The organism is Clostridium sp. HMP27, from assembly GCF_000765165.1.
In the GTDB taxonomy this organism is placed as follows: Bacteria; Bacillota; Clostridia; order Clostridiales; family Clostridiaceae; genus Clostridium_AK.
Genome location: NZ_JMFY01000021.1, coordinates 25,325 through 42,451, shown reverse-complemented (window position 1 = coordinate 42,451; position 17,127 = coordinate 25,325). Strand labels below are relative to the sequence as shown.

Annotated in this window: 15 protein-coding genes and 5 tRNA genes; 3 read left to right on the top strand and 17 right to left on the bottom strand. The window is 31.7% G+C overall.

All coding sequences use genetic code 11. The features are described 5' to 3' along the window. Window positions 1–38: 38 nt before the first annotated feature. The 7 genes from DP68_RS11810 to rdgB form a co-directional block, all read right to left on the bottom strand. Window positions 39–113, bottom strand: a tRNA-Gln gene (locus DP68_RS11810). Window positions 114–116: 3 nt separating this feature from the next. Further along, window positions 117–192, bottom strand: a tRNA-His gene (locus tag DP68_RS11805). Window positions 193–196: 4 nt separating this feature from the next. Then, window positions 197–273 (bottom strand) — tRNA-Arg (locus tag DP68_RS11800). A gap of 5 nt (window positions 274–278) precedes the next feature. Continuing rightward, window positions 279–352 (bottom strand) — tRNA-Gly (locus tag DP68_RS11795). Window positions 353–360: 8 nt separating this feature from the next. Further along, a tRNA-Pro gene (locus tag DP68_RS11790) sits at window positions 361–436 on the bottom strand. A gap of 219 nt (window positions 437–655) precedes the next feature. Then, entirely contained in the window at window positions 656–1,129 is a 474-nt protein-coding gene (locus DP68_RS11785; RefSeq protein ID WP_035309748.1) for a metallophosphoesterase family protein, read from the bottom strand. A gap of 5 nt (window positions 1,130–1,134) precedes the next feature. After that, window positions 1,135–1,740, bottom strand: a complete 606-nt coding sequence (rdgB, locus tag DP68_RS11780) for an RdgB/HAM1 family non-canonical purine NTP pyrophosphatase (protein WP_035309747.1) — start codon at window positions 1,738–1,740, stop codon at window positions 1,135–1,137. 161 nt (window positions 1,741–1,901) lie between these two features. Here rdgB and DP68_RS11775 point away from each other — a divergent pair, with 161 nt between their 5' ends. Together DP68_RS11775 and DP68_RS19625 are read left to right on the top strand one after the other, a co-directional pair. Continuing rightward, window positions 1,902–3,302, top strand: coding sequence for a hypothetical protein (locus DP68_RS11775; protein WP_035309745.1), 1,401 nt, complete (start codon window positions 1,902–1,904; stop codon window positions 3,300–3,302). 125 nt (window positions 3,303–3,427) lie between these two features. Then, on the top strand, window positions 3,428–3,586 hold the full coding sequence (locus DP68_RS19625; protein ID WP_186429399.1) for a hypothetical protein: 159 nt from the start codon (window positions 3,428–3,430) through the stop codon (window positions 3,584–3,586). An 11-nt stretch (window positions 3,587–3,597) separates the two neighbouring features. Here the strand turns inward: DP68_RS19625 and DP68_RS11770 are convergent, their stop codons facing one another. Next, window positions 3,598–5,124 carry an ABC transporter substrate-binding protein gene (locus tag DP68_RS11770; protein ID WP_035309744.1) on the bottom strand — a complete coding sequence of 509 codons (1,527 nt, stop codon included), beginning with the start codon at window positions 5,122–5,124 and terminating at the stop codon, window positions 3,598–3,600. A gap of 75 nt (window positions 5,125–5,199) precedes the next feature. After that, window positions 5,200–5,679 (bottom strand): hypothetical protein, encoded by a 480-nt coding sequence (locus DP68_RS11765; protein ID WP_035309741.1) that lies wholly within the window; start codon window positions 5,677–5,679, stop codon window positions 5,200–5,202. 138 nt (window positions 5,680–5,817) lie between these two features. Here DP68_RS11765 and DP68_RS11760 point away from each other — a divergent pair, with 138 nt between their 5' ends. Continuing rightward, on the top strand, window positions 5,818–6,036 hold the full coding sequence (locus DP68_RS11760) for a hypothetical protein (RefSeq protein ID WP_035309739.1): 219 nt from the start codon (window positions 5,818–5,820) through the stop codon (window positions 6,034–6,036). Window positions 6,037–6,070: 34 nt separating this feature from the next. Here DP68_RS11760 and gatB read toward each other — a convergent pair whose 3' ends face one another. The 8 genes from gatB to DP68_RS11720 form a co-directional block, all read right to left on the bottom strand. Continuing rightward, the gene (gene gatB / locus DP68_RS11755; protein ID WP_035309737.1) at window positions 6,071–7,501 is read right to left on the bottom strand and encodes an Asp-tRNA(Asn)/Glu-tRNA(Gln) amidotransferase subunit GatB; all 1,431 of its coding nucleotides are present in this window, start codon (window positions 7,499–7,501) and stop codon (window positions 6,071–6,073) included. A 55-nt stretch (window positions 7,502–7,556) separates the two neighbouring features. After that, window positions 7,557–9,014: an Asp-tRNA(Asn)/Glu-tRNA(Gln) amidotransferase subunit GatA gene (gatA, locus tag DP68_RS11750; protein ID WP_035309735.1), complete on the bottom strand. Its 1,458-nt coding sequence runs from the start codon at window positions 9,012–9,014 to the stop codon at window positions 7,557–7,559. Between the two features lie 32 nt (window positions 9,015–9,046). Continuing rightward, a complete protein-coding gene (gene gatC / locus DP68_RS11745) occupies window positions 9,047–9,337 on the bottom strand; it encodes an Asp-tRNA(Asn)/Glu-tRNA(Gln) amidotransferase subunit GatC (protein ID WP_035309733.1) in 291 nt (96 codons plus the stop codon). A gap of 125 nt (window positions 9,338–9,462) precedes the next feature. Next, window positions 9,463–9,732 (bottom strand): hypothetical protein, encoded by a 270-nt coding sequence (locus DP68_RS11740; RefSeq protein WP_035309732.1) that lies wholly within the window; start codon window positions 9,730–9,732, stop codon window positions 9,463–9,465. Between the two features lie 37 nt (window positions 9,733–9,769). Next, window positions 9,770–11,785 carry an NAD-dependent DNA ligase LigA gene (gene ligA, locus DP68_RS11735; RefSeq protein WP_035309730.1) on the bottom strand — a complete coding sequence of 672 codons (2,016 nt, stop codon included), beginning with the start codon at window positions 11,783–11,785 and terminating at the stop codon, window positions 9,770–9,772. A 14-nt stretch (window positions 11,786–11,799) separates the two neighbouring features. Further along, on the bottom strand, window positions 11,800–14,031 hold the full coding sequence (gene pcrA, locus DP68_RS11730) for a DNA helicase PcrA (protein ID WP_035309729.1): 2,232 nt from the start codon (window positions 14,029–14,031) through the stop codon (window positions 11,800–11,802). A 182-nt stretch (window positions 14,032–14,213) separates the two neighbouring features. Further along, on the bottom strand, window positions 14,214–15,425 hold the full coding sequence (locus tag DP68_RS11725; RefSeq protein ID WP_052085772.1) for an amidohydrolase: 1,212 nt from the start codon (window positions 15,423–15,425) through the stop codon (window positions 14,214–14,216). Window positions 15,426–15,591: 166 nt separating this feature from the next. Then, entirely contained in the window at window positions 15,592–17,115 is a 1,524-nt protein-coding gene (locus tag DP68_RS11720; protein ID WP_035309727.1) for an AbgT family transporter, read from the bottom strand. Window positions 17,116–17,127: the final 12 nt, after the last annotated feature.

Genomic DNA, 17,127 nt, shown 5'->3' with positions numbered 1-17,127 from the left:
TAAAAGTCATGTGCTCTACCAACTGAGCTAGTGAACCATGGCTGGGATAGCAGGATTCGAACCTACGAATGCGGCAGTCAAAGTGCCGTGCCTTACCGCTTGGCGACATCCCAGTATGGGGTGAATGAAGGGACTCGAACCCTCGACAACCAGAATCACAATCTGGCGCTCTACCAACTGAACTACATCCACCATATGGTGCGTCTTAAGGGATTCGAACCCCTGGCCCACGCCTTAGAAGGGCGTTGCTCTATCCAGCTGAGCTAAAGACGCATATTTGGAGCGGGTGAAGGGAATCGAACCCTCGTAACTAGCTTGGAAGGCTAGCACTCTACCATTGAGTTACACCCGCAGGTTTTATGGTCGGGGTGACAGGGATTGAACCTGCGACCTCATGGTCCCAAACCACGCGCGCTCCCATCTGCGCTACACCCCGTTATTCTTCAGAAGCTTTTGCTTGTTTCGCTCGCTCCTGACGACATAAATTATTTTACATGATAATCTTAAATCCGTCAACACCTTTTTTCAAGTTTTTTTATATTTTTTCACGTTTTTTTATTAAAATCACACTTCATGCTAGTTATATCAATGCCTATGGGCTTTAAATAAATTCAATTTTCATTGAAAAAATACTCGTTTTTAAGAAAATCAAGTCTTATTTTATAGCTCTTATACTAGCATTTATTTTATTATCTTCTAATTCTATTACTGCCACACTATTAAATCCATCTCTGGCGATAACGGGACTTCCAGGATTCACAAACCATATACCCTCTTCGTATATTATTTGAGATATATGAGTATGCCCAAATAAAACTACTTCTACTCCAAGTTCTAATGCTTTGAACTTCAATCTAGTTAGACTATGTTTTACATCATAGTAATGTCCATGAGTTATTAAGAACTTATGGCCTGCTATATCGGTTACTATATCTGCAGGTACACTTGTAGAATAGTCACAATTTCCCTTTACATTTATGATTTCTCCATTATAATACTTCTTAAAATCTTTCACATCTTGAATATTGTCCCCTAAATGAATAAGTATATCTATATTTTGAAGCTTCTCCATAACTCTTTCTATAATCCATGTATGCCTATGTGTATCACTTACAACTCCTATTAGCAATTTTTTTATTCCCCCTGTAAATATTCCTTAAAGGCATCTTCTAGTTTATTTAAGGCCTGCGCTCTATGACTCATAGTATTTTTTATAGTTGAACTAAGTTCTCCAAAGGTTTTTGCATATTGAGGTATATAAAATATCGGATCATATCCAAATCCCTCATTCCCCTTAACTTCCTCAGCAACCACACCATGAACTTCCCCTTGTACTTCAATCACATTATCTCCATTTATAAAGAGTACCATGGCACATACAAATTTAGCTTTTCTGTTTTGCTTTCCTTCCATTAGTTTTAACAGCTTCTGATTATTTCTTTTATCATTGCCATGTTCTCCCGCAAATCTAGCTGAAAACACCCCAGGAGCTCCATCTAAGGCCTCTACAGCTATACCTGAATCATCTGCCAGTACCATAGCCTCCCCTTTTAGCATATCAAATATTACCTGTGCCTTTTTTCGTGCATTATCTATGAAAGTTATACCATCTTCTTCTACATCAATATCAATATTTGCTTCCCTTAGCGAAATTACTTCTATATTTAATTTTGATAATATAGCTTTTATTTCACTTATTTTATGTGTATTATTACTTGCAACAACTAATTTTTTATTCATTTTAATAAATTCCACCACCTATTTACATTACATAATTGTCATTATATTCTTCATTTTACCTACATATAAATTAAATGTCCACAGTTTAAAATAAATAATCAACATTTTGCACTTTCACTCATATTATTTATATAAGGATTAATTTTAGAGTAGGTGTTAAATTGAGGTATATGGGACCATTCCTTAGAATTAATAGTTTGACCGAACAAAATATTAAGAATCAACTATTTCATTTATCAAAAGAAGCTATGAAACATATCGTGTTACACACTGGAGGAGGGCTTACAACTTCACGCAAGGACTTTAAAATAAAGAACCTTCATCAGAGCGAACTGAGTTTAATTAAAGGTTCATACCCACTTATATGTATATATAAAAAAGCTGATCCTAAAATAAGCACAGATGGCAAACTACTTTGGGATATTAAAAAATTAAAAAAGGATGTATTAATAAGCTCTAATGCATTTATGTCTTTAGCACTTTTAGAACTATCAGATTACTATTCCAAATTTAAAGACCTAGACGAATCGAAATATTCCCATTGTGGTTTGTATGCAAAACTCACTAAAAGACAACTCCAATTTTACTTTTCTTACTTAAGAGATGAGAATGGGGTATTCGTAGATAAAATTAATATAACGCCTGAAGATGAAAATGAATTAAAATTTGAAAGCAAATACGCTGAATTTAAATTTTCTGACCAAAGCTTTTTAATGGCTGCTTTTTACAAAGCTTCTCTTTATGAAGATAAAGATAGTGAAGAATTTAAAAACTTTTCACTAGATATTCTAAATATGTTTAAGAACTATAAAGATGAATTATACAACTTAGACATGGATGAAATAATAAAATTAGCCTTGGGATTCAATATAATGTATGAATATTATAAAGACGAAGATATAAAATGCATACTATTGGATTTATTAGAACTTATCCAAGAAAACTATGAAGAATACACAATATTACAAAAGAAACGTAATTTTGAAAATCAATGTCTATGTTCTCTTAACTATATAATGTTCTATAAAAATACAGGCATATTAAAATTCAAAGACTTGTATAGTAGTATATACGAGAGCATTTTGAGTCTCTACAATGAGGATTTAAGTTTGTTTATAAAGGATACAGATAAGGATAAAATGGTTTACTCTGCAGAAGAAATTAACTTATATATAATGTCCTTACTTGCTTATAACAAGTTTTTTAGCGAGGGAAATTCTAATTCAGAATCCAGCGGAAATCGTATTTTATTGAATGTATTTAAAAAGCAGTTAGTTGAATCAGGCATAATATTAAGTTGGCCTGAAGCGCCTTCATTAGATGATAGAGAAAGGTATATTAACTTTTCACTAAATAGCGAAGACTTGCTTGATGAAGATAACTTTAAAATGCATTCAATACCAACGCCAGATGGCATAGAAATATCACCTGTATTCTTAAAGGAAATAAAATTTAGTGAACGAAAAGGTATATTTAAAACTCCTAAGGATTCATTTTATAGCGAAAAAAATATGTTTATATTTTTCTTATATATATTTTTAAATAATCATGAGGCATTTTAAATTTTATGGTAATTAAGTAATTATTTTTATAAAATATTTTATATATAAATACACATACTAAAATCACCCTACAGTACAACTAATTTTCCTCTTATTAACCACCCTTTGTATAGGAGGTAATAACTATGATGAACATAAATTGTTCTGAAAACTGTATGTATGAAAGAGACGGAATATGTACTTTTAATACTATACTTAGTGCCTCCAATTGTGTAATTACCAATGAAAAATGCGGTTATTACATTGAAAAGGAATCTACAAAAAAAGTTCCTCCCATAAATTAGGAGGAGCTTTTTTAAATTATATTTTTATTTATTAAAAGTGACTCGAAATTTATATAGAATTTATAGTTCAACCTTAATCCTTCAATATATTTATTTTTATAAACATATATATTATTTGAATATAAGGGGATTGCAGGAATATCTTCTTCTAATATCTCAAAACACTTATTTTGTAGCTCACCTTTTTTATTAGTATCTTTATTTGTTCTAAGTAAATTCACATATCCATTATATAAAGAATTATTATATCTTGAATAATTAAAAGGATTATTATAAGTGAACTTTTCAAATATACTCATAACATTATCATACTCTTTACCATATTTCATAAGGGCCATATCATACTCACCATTATTTATATGTTTAAAAAAGTCATCCTCGCTATATTCCTTTAATTCTATAGTTATATTTGATTTTTTCTCTATGTTAGACTTTAAATAACTCGCTACCTTTTTATCTTCTACTGTATCCTTAAATATAAATTTCAACGTAGGTTTGATATCTAACTCAATATTGCTTGCATTGTTTTTAGTCCCATTTTTACCCTTCTGCTGTAAATTCATAAATCCATTTATAGGTGCAGCTTCATCTTTCAATAATTCATTATAAATTTTTTCTTTGTTTAAGACTTCTTTTATAACCTTTCTTACGTTATATGGGACCTTATTTTCCTTTAAGTTAAATACTAAATATTGAAACTTATAAGATTCATTCTTTAATGGATCTTCTAGTATATTTCCTATACTACTCAAATGCTCACTTTTAAATAAATCAACTTTTCCTAATTGAAGATTTACAAGTGCATCTTCATCACTTTCAACCTTAACAATTTTTATCTTATTACTTGGCGTAATTCCCCAATACTTTTCATTAGGCACTAGATTTATCTCATCACCATTTATGTCTTTTATTATATATTGTCCTGAATACTTTAAAGTAGAATAGTTAATTCCCCAATTATTAATTTTATCATCCAATTCCCTTATCCCATATATAGGGTTAGCAAGTAACTCCAGAAAAAAGCTACAAGGACTATTAAGTTTTATTTGAAGAATATTATTTTCTATACTATTTATAGCTACATTGCTAAAATCAACCTTGCCATTTTTATAAGTTTCTGCACCGAATATGCAAAACAATTCATATTCTAAAGGATTATCAGTTTCTTTATTTAAAAGTTCAGAAAAGAACACCTTAAAGGTTTCTGCGGTTATAGGTTCTCCATTGCTAAAATATGCATCGTCTCTTATATAAAATTTATAAGTAGTTTTATCTTTGCTTATTTCCCACTTCTCTGCAATACCTGGGACTATATTTCCCTCATCATCCTTTTTTACAAGCCCTTCAAATGTAGAATTTAATATTTCCAGCGAATTATCATCATAAGCAGCTTTCATATTTAAGTACTTAGGCATATTTATCACAGCATAGGTTATGTACTCTTTATTTAATACATTTTCATTAAAACTTTGTTTTTTTTCTATACATCCACTTAATAAAATACATATTGTTATAGCTATTGCTATAATTTTTTTCATTTTACTCTCTCCTTTACTTATTAATAATTATTACCCAAGCAAAAAAAAATAAACAAAATATATATTTTGTTTATTTTAATAAATCGGTAAATATCTATAAAACTTAAAATTATTCTCCTTTAAATTGCTGCAAATATCTCCTGACAATCCTACTTGATGTCTTATAAATGTATATCTATCTATAAGTTTTATATTTCTATGGATAACTAAAGTGGGACTTTTTATTATTTTATTTTCAAATATACCGATAGTTATAAATATAGATTTTTTAGCATTATATTTTAGTGCCTGTGTTAAAAAACATTCAAATGTTTCCTCAAATATCATCTTTTCTTTAGAAAAGTTAAAAAAAACACTATCTTCTTTTCCCTCTAAATACATCATAAGCATTTCATTATTTTTTAAAACAACACGATATTGTATATTATTCTTCCAACATACCTTAATTAAATTATGAAATATTTTATCCGTACTTATCCTATTTAGAATTGAAATAGCTTTATTTTCGTCTGCTTGTATTAACTTAAAATAAACTTTGTAAAATTTATCCCTCATTAATTCCCCCCAAATATTGATTATTAATATTATATGAACTAGAGGAATATTAATTTCCAAAATAACTTACTATAGGTTACAATTTATTTCTATGGTATAATTTTATTACAAGTTTTCATCTACTGGAGGGAAATTTATATGATTTTAGCATTAGAAATACTTGCTATAATATCTATGTGCATATTAATATTTGTAGTTGTATGGGGATTTGTAACATTACAGCAGGTATATAATCAATTGAAATATAAAAATTATTTGCTAGAAAAGTTAAACGTGCATATGCACAACTTATGTGAAAAGTTTAATGTTCCTGATTCATCTAAAGACTTACAAACTCAAGAAGAAGTTACTAAATAAAAAAATTCCCCATAACCTATATGGGGAATTTTTATTAAGCTTTACTTACTTCTTCACTTACAAGTTTATTTACTATTTGAGGGTTTGCTTTACCTTTAGTTTCTTTCATTACGAGCCCTACTAAGAAGCCTATAGCTCTTGTTTTACCATTTTTAAAATCTTCTATAGATTGAGGATTATTTGCTATTATCTTTCTAACCACTTCAAGTATAGCTCCCTCATCATTATTTTGTACTAGTCCCTTTTCTTCTACTATGACCTTTGGAGACTTTCCTGTTTCAAACATTTCTTCTATAACTTTTTTACCTATATTATTTGAAATAGTCCCTGCGCCTATAAGCCTTATAAGTTCTGATAAATGTTCTGGAGTAAATTTAACTTCTGCTATAGTTATAGCCTTTTCATTTATTATTCTTGAAATATCCCCCATAAGCCAGTTAGACGTTGCCTTAGCGTCATTAGATAGCTTCGCAGTACTTTCAAAGAACTCTGCCATAGCTGTAGTTAGCGTAAGAACTGATGCATCATATTTAGGAATACCATATTCGCGAGCAAATCTCTCTTGCTTCTCATGTGGAAGCTCAGGTATCGTTTTTCTAACCTCTTCTATCCACTCATCAGATATATTAAGAGTTACCAAATCTCCTTCAGGGAAATATCTATAGTCATTTGCTTGCTCTTTATTTCTCATAACTATAGTTACATTATTCGATTCATCCCATCTTCTTGTTTCTGGCTCAATCTTTTCTCCATTTTTATTAGCCTCAATTTGTCTATCATATTCATATCTTAAAGCTTTTTCAAGAGCTTTAAATGAATTCATGTTTTTTATCTCAACCCTAGTTCCAAATACATCGCTGCCCTTTGGCATAACAGATATGTTACCATCACATCTTAAAGAACCCTCTTCCATCTTACAATCAGATACTTCAATAGAAGATAATATACTTCTAAGCTTTTGAAGATATAAGGTTGCTTCTTCTGGTGTCCTAATATCAGGGTTTGATACTATTTCTATAAGAGGCACTCCTGCTCTATTATAATCTACTAATGTTCCATTACCTGTATGAAGTAACTTACCTGCATCTTCCTCCATATGTATTCTTTGAATACCTATCTTTTTCTTTTCTCCACTTTCAAGCTCTATTTCTATATAGCCATCTCTGCATATTGGAATTTCATCTTGAGTTATCTGATAGTTCTTAGGACAATCTGGATAAAAGTAATTTTTTCTATCCATTCTGCTTACCTGATTTATAGAACAATTAAGAGCTAATCCTGCCTTTATAGCATAATCCACTACCCTTTTATTTAACTGTGGTAGTGAGCCTGGAAGGCCTAAGCATACTGGACATACGTGAGTATTTGGTTTCCCACCAAACTCAGTTGTACATCCGCAATATATTTTAGTCTTTGTAGAAAGTTCTGCATGAACTTCAAGACCTATTACCGCTTCAAATTCCATCTATCTTTTCCACTCCTTTTTTCAATTCTTAAAAGCCCTAAATACCAACTATTAATTAAATACTTGGCTTCATGGTGTGCCAATTAGTTGATTGTTCAAAACTATATGCTAAATTAAATAATATATCTTCTCTGTAGTAGTTACTTATTATTTGAAGTCCTACTGGTAATCCATTTACTATTCCACATGGTACTGAGATAGCTGGAAGCCCTGCTACACTTACTGGCACAGTATATACATCAGATAAATACATCTCCATAACATTATCTGATTTTTCTCCTATCTTAAATGCAGGTGTTGGAGAAGTTGGACATACTATTGCATCAAACTCTTTAAATATTCTTTCATAATCTTGCTTTATCAAGTTTCTAACTTTTAGTGCCTTTTTATAATAAGCATCATAGTACCCTGCCGATAAAACATAAGTTCCAAGCATTATTCTTCTCTTTACCTCTGATCCAAATCCTTCATCTCTGGATTTGAAATAGATATCTACAGCATTTTTTGAGTTTTCTGTTCTGTATCCATATCTTATTCCATCAAATCTTGCAAGGTTTGATGAAGCTTCAGCACTAGAAATTATATAATAAGCCGCAAGAGCATAATCAGTTAAAGGAAGTGAACATTCTTTTACATCCGCTCCATTTTCCTTTAATACCTTTATAGCTTCTTCCACGGTTTTTCTAACTTCATCACTAAGTCCCTCTCCAAAGAACTCTTTTGGGATACCTATTTTTTTACCTCTTAAATCCTTAGATAAAGCTTTAGAATAATCAATAACTTCTATAGGAGCTGTTGTAAAGTCTCTCTTATCTAATCCTGAAATATTTTGAGCTAACAATGCAGAATCCTCTACATCTCTTGAAATTATTCCTACTTGATCTAATGTAGATCCAAAGGCCACTGCCCCATACCTAGAGATTCTTCCATAAGTAGGTTTTAGTCCAACTACTCCACATAGAGCTGCTGGCTGTCTAACTGAACCACCAGTATCTGTTCCAAGAGCTAATGGCGCCTCAAGTCCTGAAACACAAGCCGCACTCCCTCCTGAAGAACCTCCTGGTACTCTATCTGTATCCCAAGGATTTCTCACTAACTTATATGCACTATTTTCACTTGACGATCCCATTGCAAACTCATCCATATTTAATTTTCCAAGTATTATTCCATCTTGCTCTTTTATTTTCTCTATAACATGAGCATCATAAGGAGCCTTATACCCTTCAAGTATTTTAGATGCACAAGTATTTTGCATACCTCTTACACTTATGTTATCTTTTATAGCTACAGGAATTCCTGTAAGGCTTTTAAGTTCTTCTCCACTAGCTATTTTACTGTCTAATTCTTTTGCCTTATTTAAAGCTTCTTCTCCTGCCACATATAGATATGAGCCTAAAGTAGAATCAACTTTTTCTATTCTATTTAAATAACTATGTACTACTTCTTCAACTTTTACTTCTTTAGTTTTAATTTTATCTTTCAGCTCATGGGCTGTAAGATTATATAATTCCATTATATCTGTTCCCTCCTTTTAAAATGCAATTTTTAGTTTTCTATTACATTTGGAACCTTTATATACTCCTCTAATCTTTCTGGAGCATTGTTCATTACATCTTCTATATTCATAGATTCCTCTACTTCGTCTTCTCTAAATTTGTTTTCGATATAGTATGGATTAACTATTATATCAGTGTCATCTGTATTAAGCTCATTTAACTTTTCCATATAATTTAGAACATTATTCAAATCCACAAGAAGACCTTCTTTTTCCTCTTCTGTAAGCTCTATTCTAGCGAGTTCAGCTACATATTCCACATCTTTTTTAGAAACAGCCATTTACATTCCCTCTCTTTCTACATTAAATTTTTTTAAACTCTTATATTGTATCATAAAAAATACAAATTATATACCATATAACATTTTAAGCCAACCTCATACATTATATGCAAGGTTGGCTTAAATTATTGTACATTCATAAATATAAAAAATATACTTCCTGCAGCAAAAAATATACATATTAAAGGATATACTTTATTTGTTAGTCCACCCTTAAAATCTATAAGTTTTATGCTCCATACCAACATTGTAAAGAAAATACACCATTGTAAAGCATAATAACCATAAAAATACTTTATATAAACAAATTGATAAGTTGTTAATATTGTAAGTATTAATGCTAACGTAGTTATTAAAACAAACCCCCATCCTAGCACATCTACTGTTTTCCTCATTTTATTCTCCTCCAGTTTCTCTCATATACCTTTTCTTTTATACCTGATCTTCCATAAGTTTTTCAAATTCCTCTTCGTTAAGTATTTTTATTCCAAGTTCCACAGCTTTGTCGTACTTTGATCCTGCATCTTCACCTGCAAGTACATAATCTGTTTTTTTACTAACACTGCCAGATACCTTTGCTCCTAAAGCTTCTAGTTTTTCTTTTATTTCGTTTCTACTATATTTTTGTAAAGCTCCTGTAACTACCACTGTCTTATTTGAAAACACACTATGTTCCATTACTTCCAAATCATCTGATATAGGTTCTATGCCAAGACTTAATAATTCTTCAATGCTTTTTATTATTTTCTCTTGATTAAAAAAATCTATTACACTTCTTGCAACTATGTCCCCTACATCTTCTACGGATATAAGTTCCTCAAAGTTTGCATCAATTATGTTTCTTAAACTTTTAAATCTTTTTACTAAATCCTTTGCAGTCTTTTTCCCTACATTTGGAATACCTAATGCATATATGAATGAAGATAATTCTGGTCTTTTGCTTTTTTCCAATGCATTTAGTATATTTTGAGCCTTCTTTTCTCCAAACTTATCTAAAGTAAGCAATTCCTCTTTAGTTATTCTATATAAATCAGCAATTGATTTTATATTAAGTTTTTCAAAAAATTGCTCTGCAGTTTTTTCACTAAAACCTTCTATGTTCATTCCCTCACGATTTGCAAAATGAACTATACTTTTTACCATTTGAGGTTTACAAGATAATGTATTCTCACAAAAATAGTGCACACCTTCTTGTATAAGCTCACTGCCGCAATATGGACACTCACTTGGTGTCTCTATCTCTTTCCCATTAGATAAAGTTTCTTCTACAACTCCCATTATTTCAGGTATTACGTCATTGGATCTTCTAATAAATACATCACAGCCTATTTTTACACCTTTTCTTTTTATATCATCCATATTATTTAATGTGGCTCTTTTTATAGTGGCTCCTGCAAGTTCTACAGGTTTTAGCAATGCTGTAGGAGTTACTCTTCCACTTCTGCCTACGTTCCACTCCACATCTAATAATGTAGTTGAAGCTTCTTCTGCTTCAAATTTATAAGCTATTGACCATTTAGGAAATTTAATAGTGTATCCTAAAACTTCTCTTGTTTTAACATCATCAATTGCAATAACTATTCCATCTATGTCATAATTTAAATCATTTCTAACACTTTCTATGTAAGCTATTTCTTCTTGAATTTCATCTACATTTTTACAAGCCTTTATATAATTATCAATAGGAAGTCCCATGTTTTTAATAAAATTCATCATTTCAGTATAGCTTTCAAAAGGTTTGCCCTCATTATATCCTACATCATAGAAAAAAGCTGAAAGGTTCCTTCTAGCAGTTTCCCTTACGTCTAAATTTCTCAATGCTCCCGCTGCCCCATTTCTTAAATTTTTTAATGGAGCTAAGGCTTCTTTATTATATTCATCAAAAGCATCCTTAGTCATTATAGCTTCTCCATGAACTTCAATCAAGCTATAATTATCTATTTTTAATGGTAATGTTTTGATAGTCTTAGCCTGCATTGTTATGTCTTCCCCAACTTCACCAGTACCTCTAGTTGCAGCTTTAGATAACACCCCAGACTCATCATAAGTACAATTTATACTGAGTCCATCAAACTTTTTTGTGATTATATAAGTAATCTCTGGAAGCTTTTCCTCATGAATTGAATTATAATCATTTACGGCCTTAATATTTTTATTGTGCCAATCCTTTAATTCTTGAATGCTTTGAGCTTTATCAAGGCTCCAAAGTCTTGCCTTATGAGTATATTTTTGAAATTGGGTCAGCACCACATCTCCAACCCTTTGAGTTGGAGAATACGGCAATATGTGTCCTATTTCTTTTTCTAATAACTTTAGCTTATCATACTTTTTATCATATTCTTTATCGGATATAGAAGGATTATCTAATACATAATATTCATAAGCATATCTATTAAGTTCCTCTATAAGTTCTTCTATTTCTCTTTTCTTTAGTTCAAGACTTTCCATGCCTTAGCCCTCCTCTAAACCGCCTCTAAAGGAGCTACACTTAACATCAATATTTTAACTCCCATTCTATCAAATGCAATTGTTAGTTTTACATCTTCTCCGCTTTTAACTGCACTTACTATAGTTCCTATTCCGAACTTACCATGCCTTACCTTTTTCCCAGGAGTTGCATCAAATTGAGTTAACTTATTACTATTACTTTCAGCAGCAGCTTCCCTTTGAACATTTTGTCTAGTTATATTAGTATTTACCTGACTGTTATTTCTATTTATATAATTATTATTTTCGTTCATATATCTATTAAATGAATTACGTGGGCCTATATCCTCTTTTAAATTCACAGGTATTTCCCTTATAAAATCCGACTCTGGATAGTTTACAAATCTTCCAAATACCCTTCTTGAAGATGCTGAAGTCATATAAAGCCTTTCCTTAGCTCTTGTAATTCCTACATAGCAAAGTCTTCTGGATTCCTCCATTTCTGCTGGATTACTTATGGATTGAGCTCCTGGAAATATCCCATTTTCCATCCCTGCCATAAATACTACATCGAATTCTAATCCCTTAGCGCTATGCACTGTCATAAGTACTATAGCATCTACATCTTCACTATAGTTATCCACATCAGATACTAGTGTCACTTGCTCTAAAAAAGCGGATAAACTCTTGTCATCTGATCCACTTTCAAAGTCTACTGCAGCAGAAACTAATTCCTTTAAATTTTCAAGTCTAGTTAAATCTTCTATATCCTTAGATTTTTGAAGTTCATCAATGTATCCTGTAGTTTGTAAAATTTCTTGAATAAGCTTTGATACAGATACTTCATCCTTTTTTCTTATAAAGCTATTTATAAGTCCTACAAATTTATTTATAGAAGATACTGCTCTAGCTGAAAGTCCAATATTCTCTGCATCTAAAAGTACACTATACATACATTCGTCCATATCAACTGCAAACTCTTGAAGTTTATCAACGGTACTATCACCTATACCTCTTTTAGGTACATTTATTATTCTCTTCAAACTTATATCATCCAGTGGATTATTTATAAGCCTTAAGTATCCCATTATATCTTTAATTTCTTTTCTATCATAAAATCTAAGTCCACCTACTATTTTATAAGGTATTTGGTTTCTCATAAAAACTTCTTCAAATATACGAGATTGAGCGTTGGTTCTATAAAGAATAGACATTTGATTATAGCTTTTGTTTTCAGCATCCCTTATTTTCTTTATTTCGCTGCATATGAATTGAGCCTCATCTATGTCAGAACCTGCTCTATATACCTTTATACTTTCTCCCATTATATTTTCATTATAGGGCCTAAGCGCTTTATTTTTTCTTTCGCTATTATTTTTTATAACTCCATTAGCTGCATATAAAATATTTGGAGTTGACCTGTAATTTTGTTCTAATTTTACAACCTTTGCCTCAGGATAGTCCTTTTCAAAATCTAGTATATTTCTTATGTCGGCACCTCTCCAAGCATATATACATTGATCATCGTCACCCACAACACATATATTTCTATGAGCTGCTGCCAGTAGTTTTGTAAACTCGTACTGACATTTATTGGTATCTTGATACTCGTCTACCATTATGTATTTAAATTTTCTTTGATAAAACTCTAAAACATCTGAATTCTTTCTAAATAACTCAACAGTTTTGTATATCAAATCATCAAAATCTAATGCATTATTACTCTTTAACTTCTTTTGATATAAAAGGTATACATCTGCTATTTTATTAGTTCTATAATTACCTTCATTTTCCCTTTTAAATTGCTCTGGAGATATAAGATTATCCTTTTGTTCTCCTATTTTATTTATAATTTGTTTCTCATCTATATCCTTATCATTTATATTTAGTTCCTTAATACATTCTTTCATAAGCGTCTTTTGATCGTAGCTATCGTATATAGCAAAGTTTTTATTGTATCCAAGCTTCTCTATTTCTCTTCTAAGTATTTTTACACATGTAGAGTGAAAAGTGGATATCCACATATTTTCTGCTTCATTTCCAACTATATTTTTTACTCTTTCCTTCATTTCCTTAGCCGCTTTATTTGTAAATGTAATAGCGAGAATTTGTGAAGGATAGACATCTAAGTTTTTTATTAAATTTGCAATTCTATATGTAAGTACTCTTGTTTTCCCAGAACCTGCCCCTGCTAAGATGAGTAGTGGCCCATCTACAGTTGATGCTGCCTCATACTGTTCCTTATTAAGTAACTTTCTCAAATCCATATAACTCACTCCCAAAATTTGCTTTATTAATTTCTAGTTCGTCTTATATTATAACATTTTACTAGGCATTTAATCATAACTATTTTGAATTTCTACTGTCCAATTTTTAGCTACAATAAAAAAAGCCAGCCTACGCTGACTTTTTATAAAGTGACCATTTGAATAAATACAAATTTTGCGTTTTAAATATCACCAAGTTTTAGTGCCGCAGCACACATTGCCTTAATCCCAACTGGTATAACCCTTTCATCGCAAACAAAATTAGGATTGTGTAATACACAAAAATTTTCATTTATCTCCGACTTGCATCCTGCCCACATAAATGTACAAGGAATATGATTATTAAAGAAAGCAAAGTCTTCCGCCCCTGTAGCTGGCCTTTCAGGTATCAATACATTTTCTTCTCCAATATACTCTCTAAGTCCTTCAATAACTTCATTAGTAAGTTCCTTATCATTATAAGTGAGCGGATATCCTAATACATATTTAAATTCATAATCACATCCTAAAGCCCCACATATATTCTTTATTATGTTTTCAATTCTACCAGGCATCATGTTTGCCACTTCTGGTGCAAAGGTCCTTACGGTTCCCTCCATTTCTACTCCATCTGGTATTACATTATATCTGTACCCACCTCTTATAACTCCAAGTGTCACCACTGCACTGTCTAGTGGATTTACATTTCTGCTTACTATGGTTTGAAGAGCAGTAATTACATGTCCAGCCGCAACTATCGCATCTGCTCCTTGATGTGGTGCCGATCCATGAGCACTTTTCCCCTTAACCTTTATAAATATTCTATCAGATTGAGCCATCATAACTCCAGTTTTCAGTGCCACCTTACCCACTGGAATATCCCATACGTGAAGTGCTACTGCCGCATCTACTTTAGGATTTTCAAGCACGCCATCCTCTATCATGTAATTTGCACCACCTGTTGGATTGCACTCCTCCGCAGGCTGAAATACAAATTTTATATTGCCTCTTATTTCATCTTTCATTTGAGATAACACCTTGGCTGTTCCTATCAAAATTGAAGTATGAACATCGTGCCCACAAGCATGCATCACTCCTGGAACCTGTGATTTAAATAGAATATCTGCCTGTTCATCTATAGGAAGTGCATCCATATCAGCTCTTAAAAGAATTGTCTTTCCATTTTCTTTCCCTCTTAAAAGCGCCACCACTCCAGTTTTTCCCACTCCAGTTTCAACTTCAAGTCCTAATCCCTTCAGACTTTCCTCAACTATCTTAGCCGTCTTATGCTCATTCATACCAAGTTCAGGATGCCTATGAATTTCTCTTCTTATGTTAATTATCCCTTCAGTAATATCCTCTATCATAGAATCAAGCTGTACACTGACTCTAGAACTTGTATCTAAATTTATCATATATAATCCCCCCATTATAACAATCCCTATTTCCAATTTTCAATCTCTAGTCTTAAATCCTCAAGTGCTGATAATCGAATCAGTACTTGAGGATTTAAAAACTTTTAACATTCTTGATAGTTATTATTATCGACTAAATTTGATAAAACTTATATTGAAAATCTTATTACTTAACACTTACTCCAGGTCCTATTGGCAATCCAAGTGCATACCATATCATTACAAATATAATCCATGCAACGAGCATTATTAAACTGTACGGTATACTGGTTGATAGAACTGTTCCTACCCCTGCTTCCTCATCATATTCGTTTACAAAGCCTAATACGATTGGGAAGTATGGGAATAATGGCGATATTATATTAGTAGTTGAATCACCTATTCTATAAAATAGCTGTGTTAATGCTGGATGGTAACCAAGCATATAAAACATTGGCACAAATATCGGTGCAAGTAATGCCCATTTTGCTGAACCACTGCCTATAAATAGATTTATAAATGCAGTAAGTAGAATAAATAATACGAATAATGGAACACCTGTTAAATTGGCTGCCTTTAATGCATTGGCTCCATTTACAGCTAAAATATATCCCAAGTTACTCCAGTTAAAGTACGCTATAAATTGTCCTATAACAAATACAAGTACAATATAAGATGCCATGTCTTTTATAGCTACAGACATAAATTTAGGAATATCTCCAGAAGTCTTTATTTTGCCTACTTCTCTTCCATATATTACAGATACTATGACAAATAAGAATAATAGTAATGGAATGATTGAATTTAAAAATGGTGATGGAATAATTCCATGAGTTTTAGGATTTCTTAACAATCCGTTTTTGGGAACTACTGCAATAACTACTATAGCTATATATATAAGCGCAGCAACTCCAGCTTTTTTAAGACCTCTCTTTTCTTCAGGTGTTGAAGGTTTATTTTCAACTTGTTTCTTTCCTGTATACTTCCCAAGTCTTGGTTCTACAATCTTTTCTGTAACTATAGTACATATAATTGCCAGTAAGAAAGTTGATACAAACATGAAATACCAGTTATCTACAGGCGTTACAGATATGTTTTTATTTACTAAATGAACTGCTTCTGTAGAAATCCCTGCAAGTAGAGCATCTGTACCAGCTACAATTAAGTTTGCACTAAATCCCGCTGTAGTGGCAGCATACCCAAGAGCAATACCTGCTATTGGATGCCTTCCCATGGACGCAAATATAACTGCCGCTATAGGTGGAATTATTACAATGGCTGCATCTGATGCTATATTTCCACATATACCAATTACTGCAACTGCAAATGTTATTACTTTAGGAGAAGCTCCCATTATAGTTTCTTTCATGAAAGTTCCCATAAAGCCTACATGTTCTGCCATTCCAATACCAAGTGTCATGGTAAGAACAAGACCAAGTGGTGCAAAACCTGTGAAGTTTTTAATCATGCTTTCCAGCATAAATACTATGCCTTCTCTTGATAAAAGATTTTTGGCAATAACAGGTTTGTTAGTTACAGGATCTGTTACTTGAACACCAGTCATTCCACAAACTACAGATATCACCCATATCAATACAATAAGACCTATGAATAGCATAAATGGGTGAGGGATTTTATTCCCTACTCTTTCCACCCAACCTAGAAATCCCCCTGTCTTTTGAACGGTTTTTACATTTTTATTAGTTTCCATAGTCCCCCTCCT

What these genes read in the sequence shown, in the direction of transcription:
- pcrA (WP_035309729.1), bottom strand. Translation starts at nt 14,031, where the DNA reads ATGGATTTGAGAAAGTTACTTAATAAGGAACAGTATGAGGCAGCATCA.
- DP68_RS11720 (WP_035309727.1), bottom strand. Translation starts at nt 17,115, where the DNA reads ATGGAAACTAATAAAAATGTAAAAACCGTTCAAAAGACAGGGGGATTT.
- rdgB (WP_035309747.1), bottom strand. Translation starts at nt 1,740, where the DNA reads ATGAATAAAAAATTAGTTGTTGCAAGTAATAATACACATAAAATAAGT.
- DP68_RS11770 (WP_035309744.1), bottom strand. Translation starts at nt 5,124, where the DNA reads ATGAAAAAAATTATAGCAATAGCTATAACAATATGTATTTTATTAAGT.
- gatB (WP_035309737.1), bottom strand. Translation starts at nt 7,501, where the DNA reads ATGGAATTTGAAGCGGTAATAGGTCTTGAAGTTCATGCAGAACTTTCT.
- DP68_RS19625 (WP_186429399.1), top strand. Translation starts at nt 3,428, where the DNA reads ATGATGAACATAAATTGTTCTGAAAACTGTATGTATGAAAGAGACGGA.
- DP68_RS11765 (WP_035309741.1), bottom strand. Translation starts at nt 5,679, where the DNA reads ATGAGGGATAAATTTTACAAAGTTTATTTTAAGTTAATACAAGCAGAC.
- DP68_RS11740 (WP_035309732.1), bottom strand. Translation starts at nt 9,732, where the DNA reads ATGAGGAAAACAGTAGATGTGCTAGGATGGGGGTTTGTTTTAATAACT.
- gatC (WP_035309733.1), bottom strand. Translation starts at nt 9,337, where the DNA reads ATGGCTGTTTCTAAAAAAGATGTGGAATATGTAGCTGAACTCGCTAGA.
- DP68_RS11725 (WP_052085772.1), bottom strand. Translation starts at nt 15,425, where the DNA reads ATGATAAATTTAGATACAAGTTCTAGAGTCAGTGTACAGCTTGATTCT.
- ligA (WP_035309730.1), bottom strand. Translation starts at nt 11,785, where the DNA reads ATGGAAAGTCTTGAACTAAAGAAAAGAGAAATAGAAGAACTTATAGAG.
- gatA (WP_035309735.1), bottom strand. Translation starts at nt 9,014, where the DNA reads ATGGAATTATATAATCTTACAGCCCATGAGCTGAAAGATAAAATTAAA.
- DP68_RS11760 (WP_035309739.1), top strand. Translation starts at nt 5,818, where the DNA reads ATGATTTTAGCATTAGAAATACTTGCTATAATATCTATGTGCATATTA.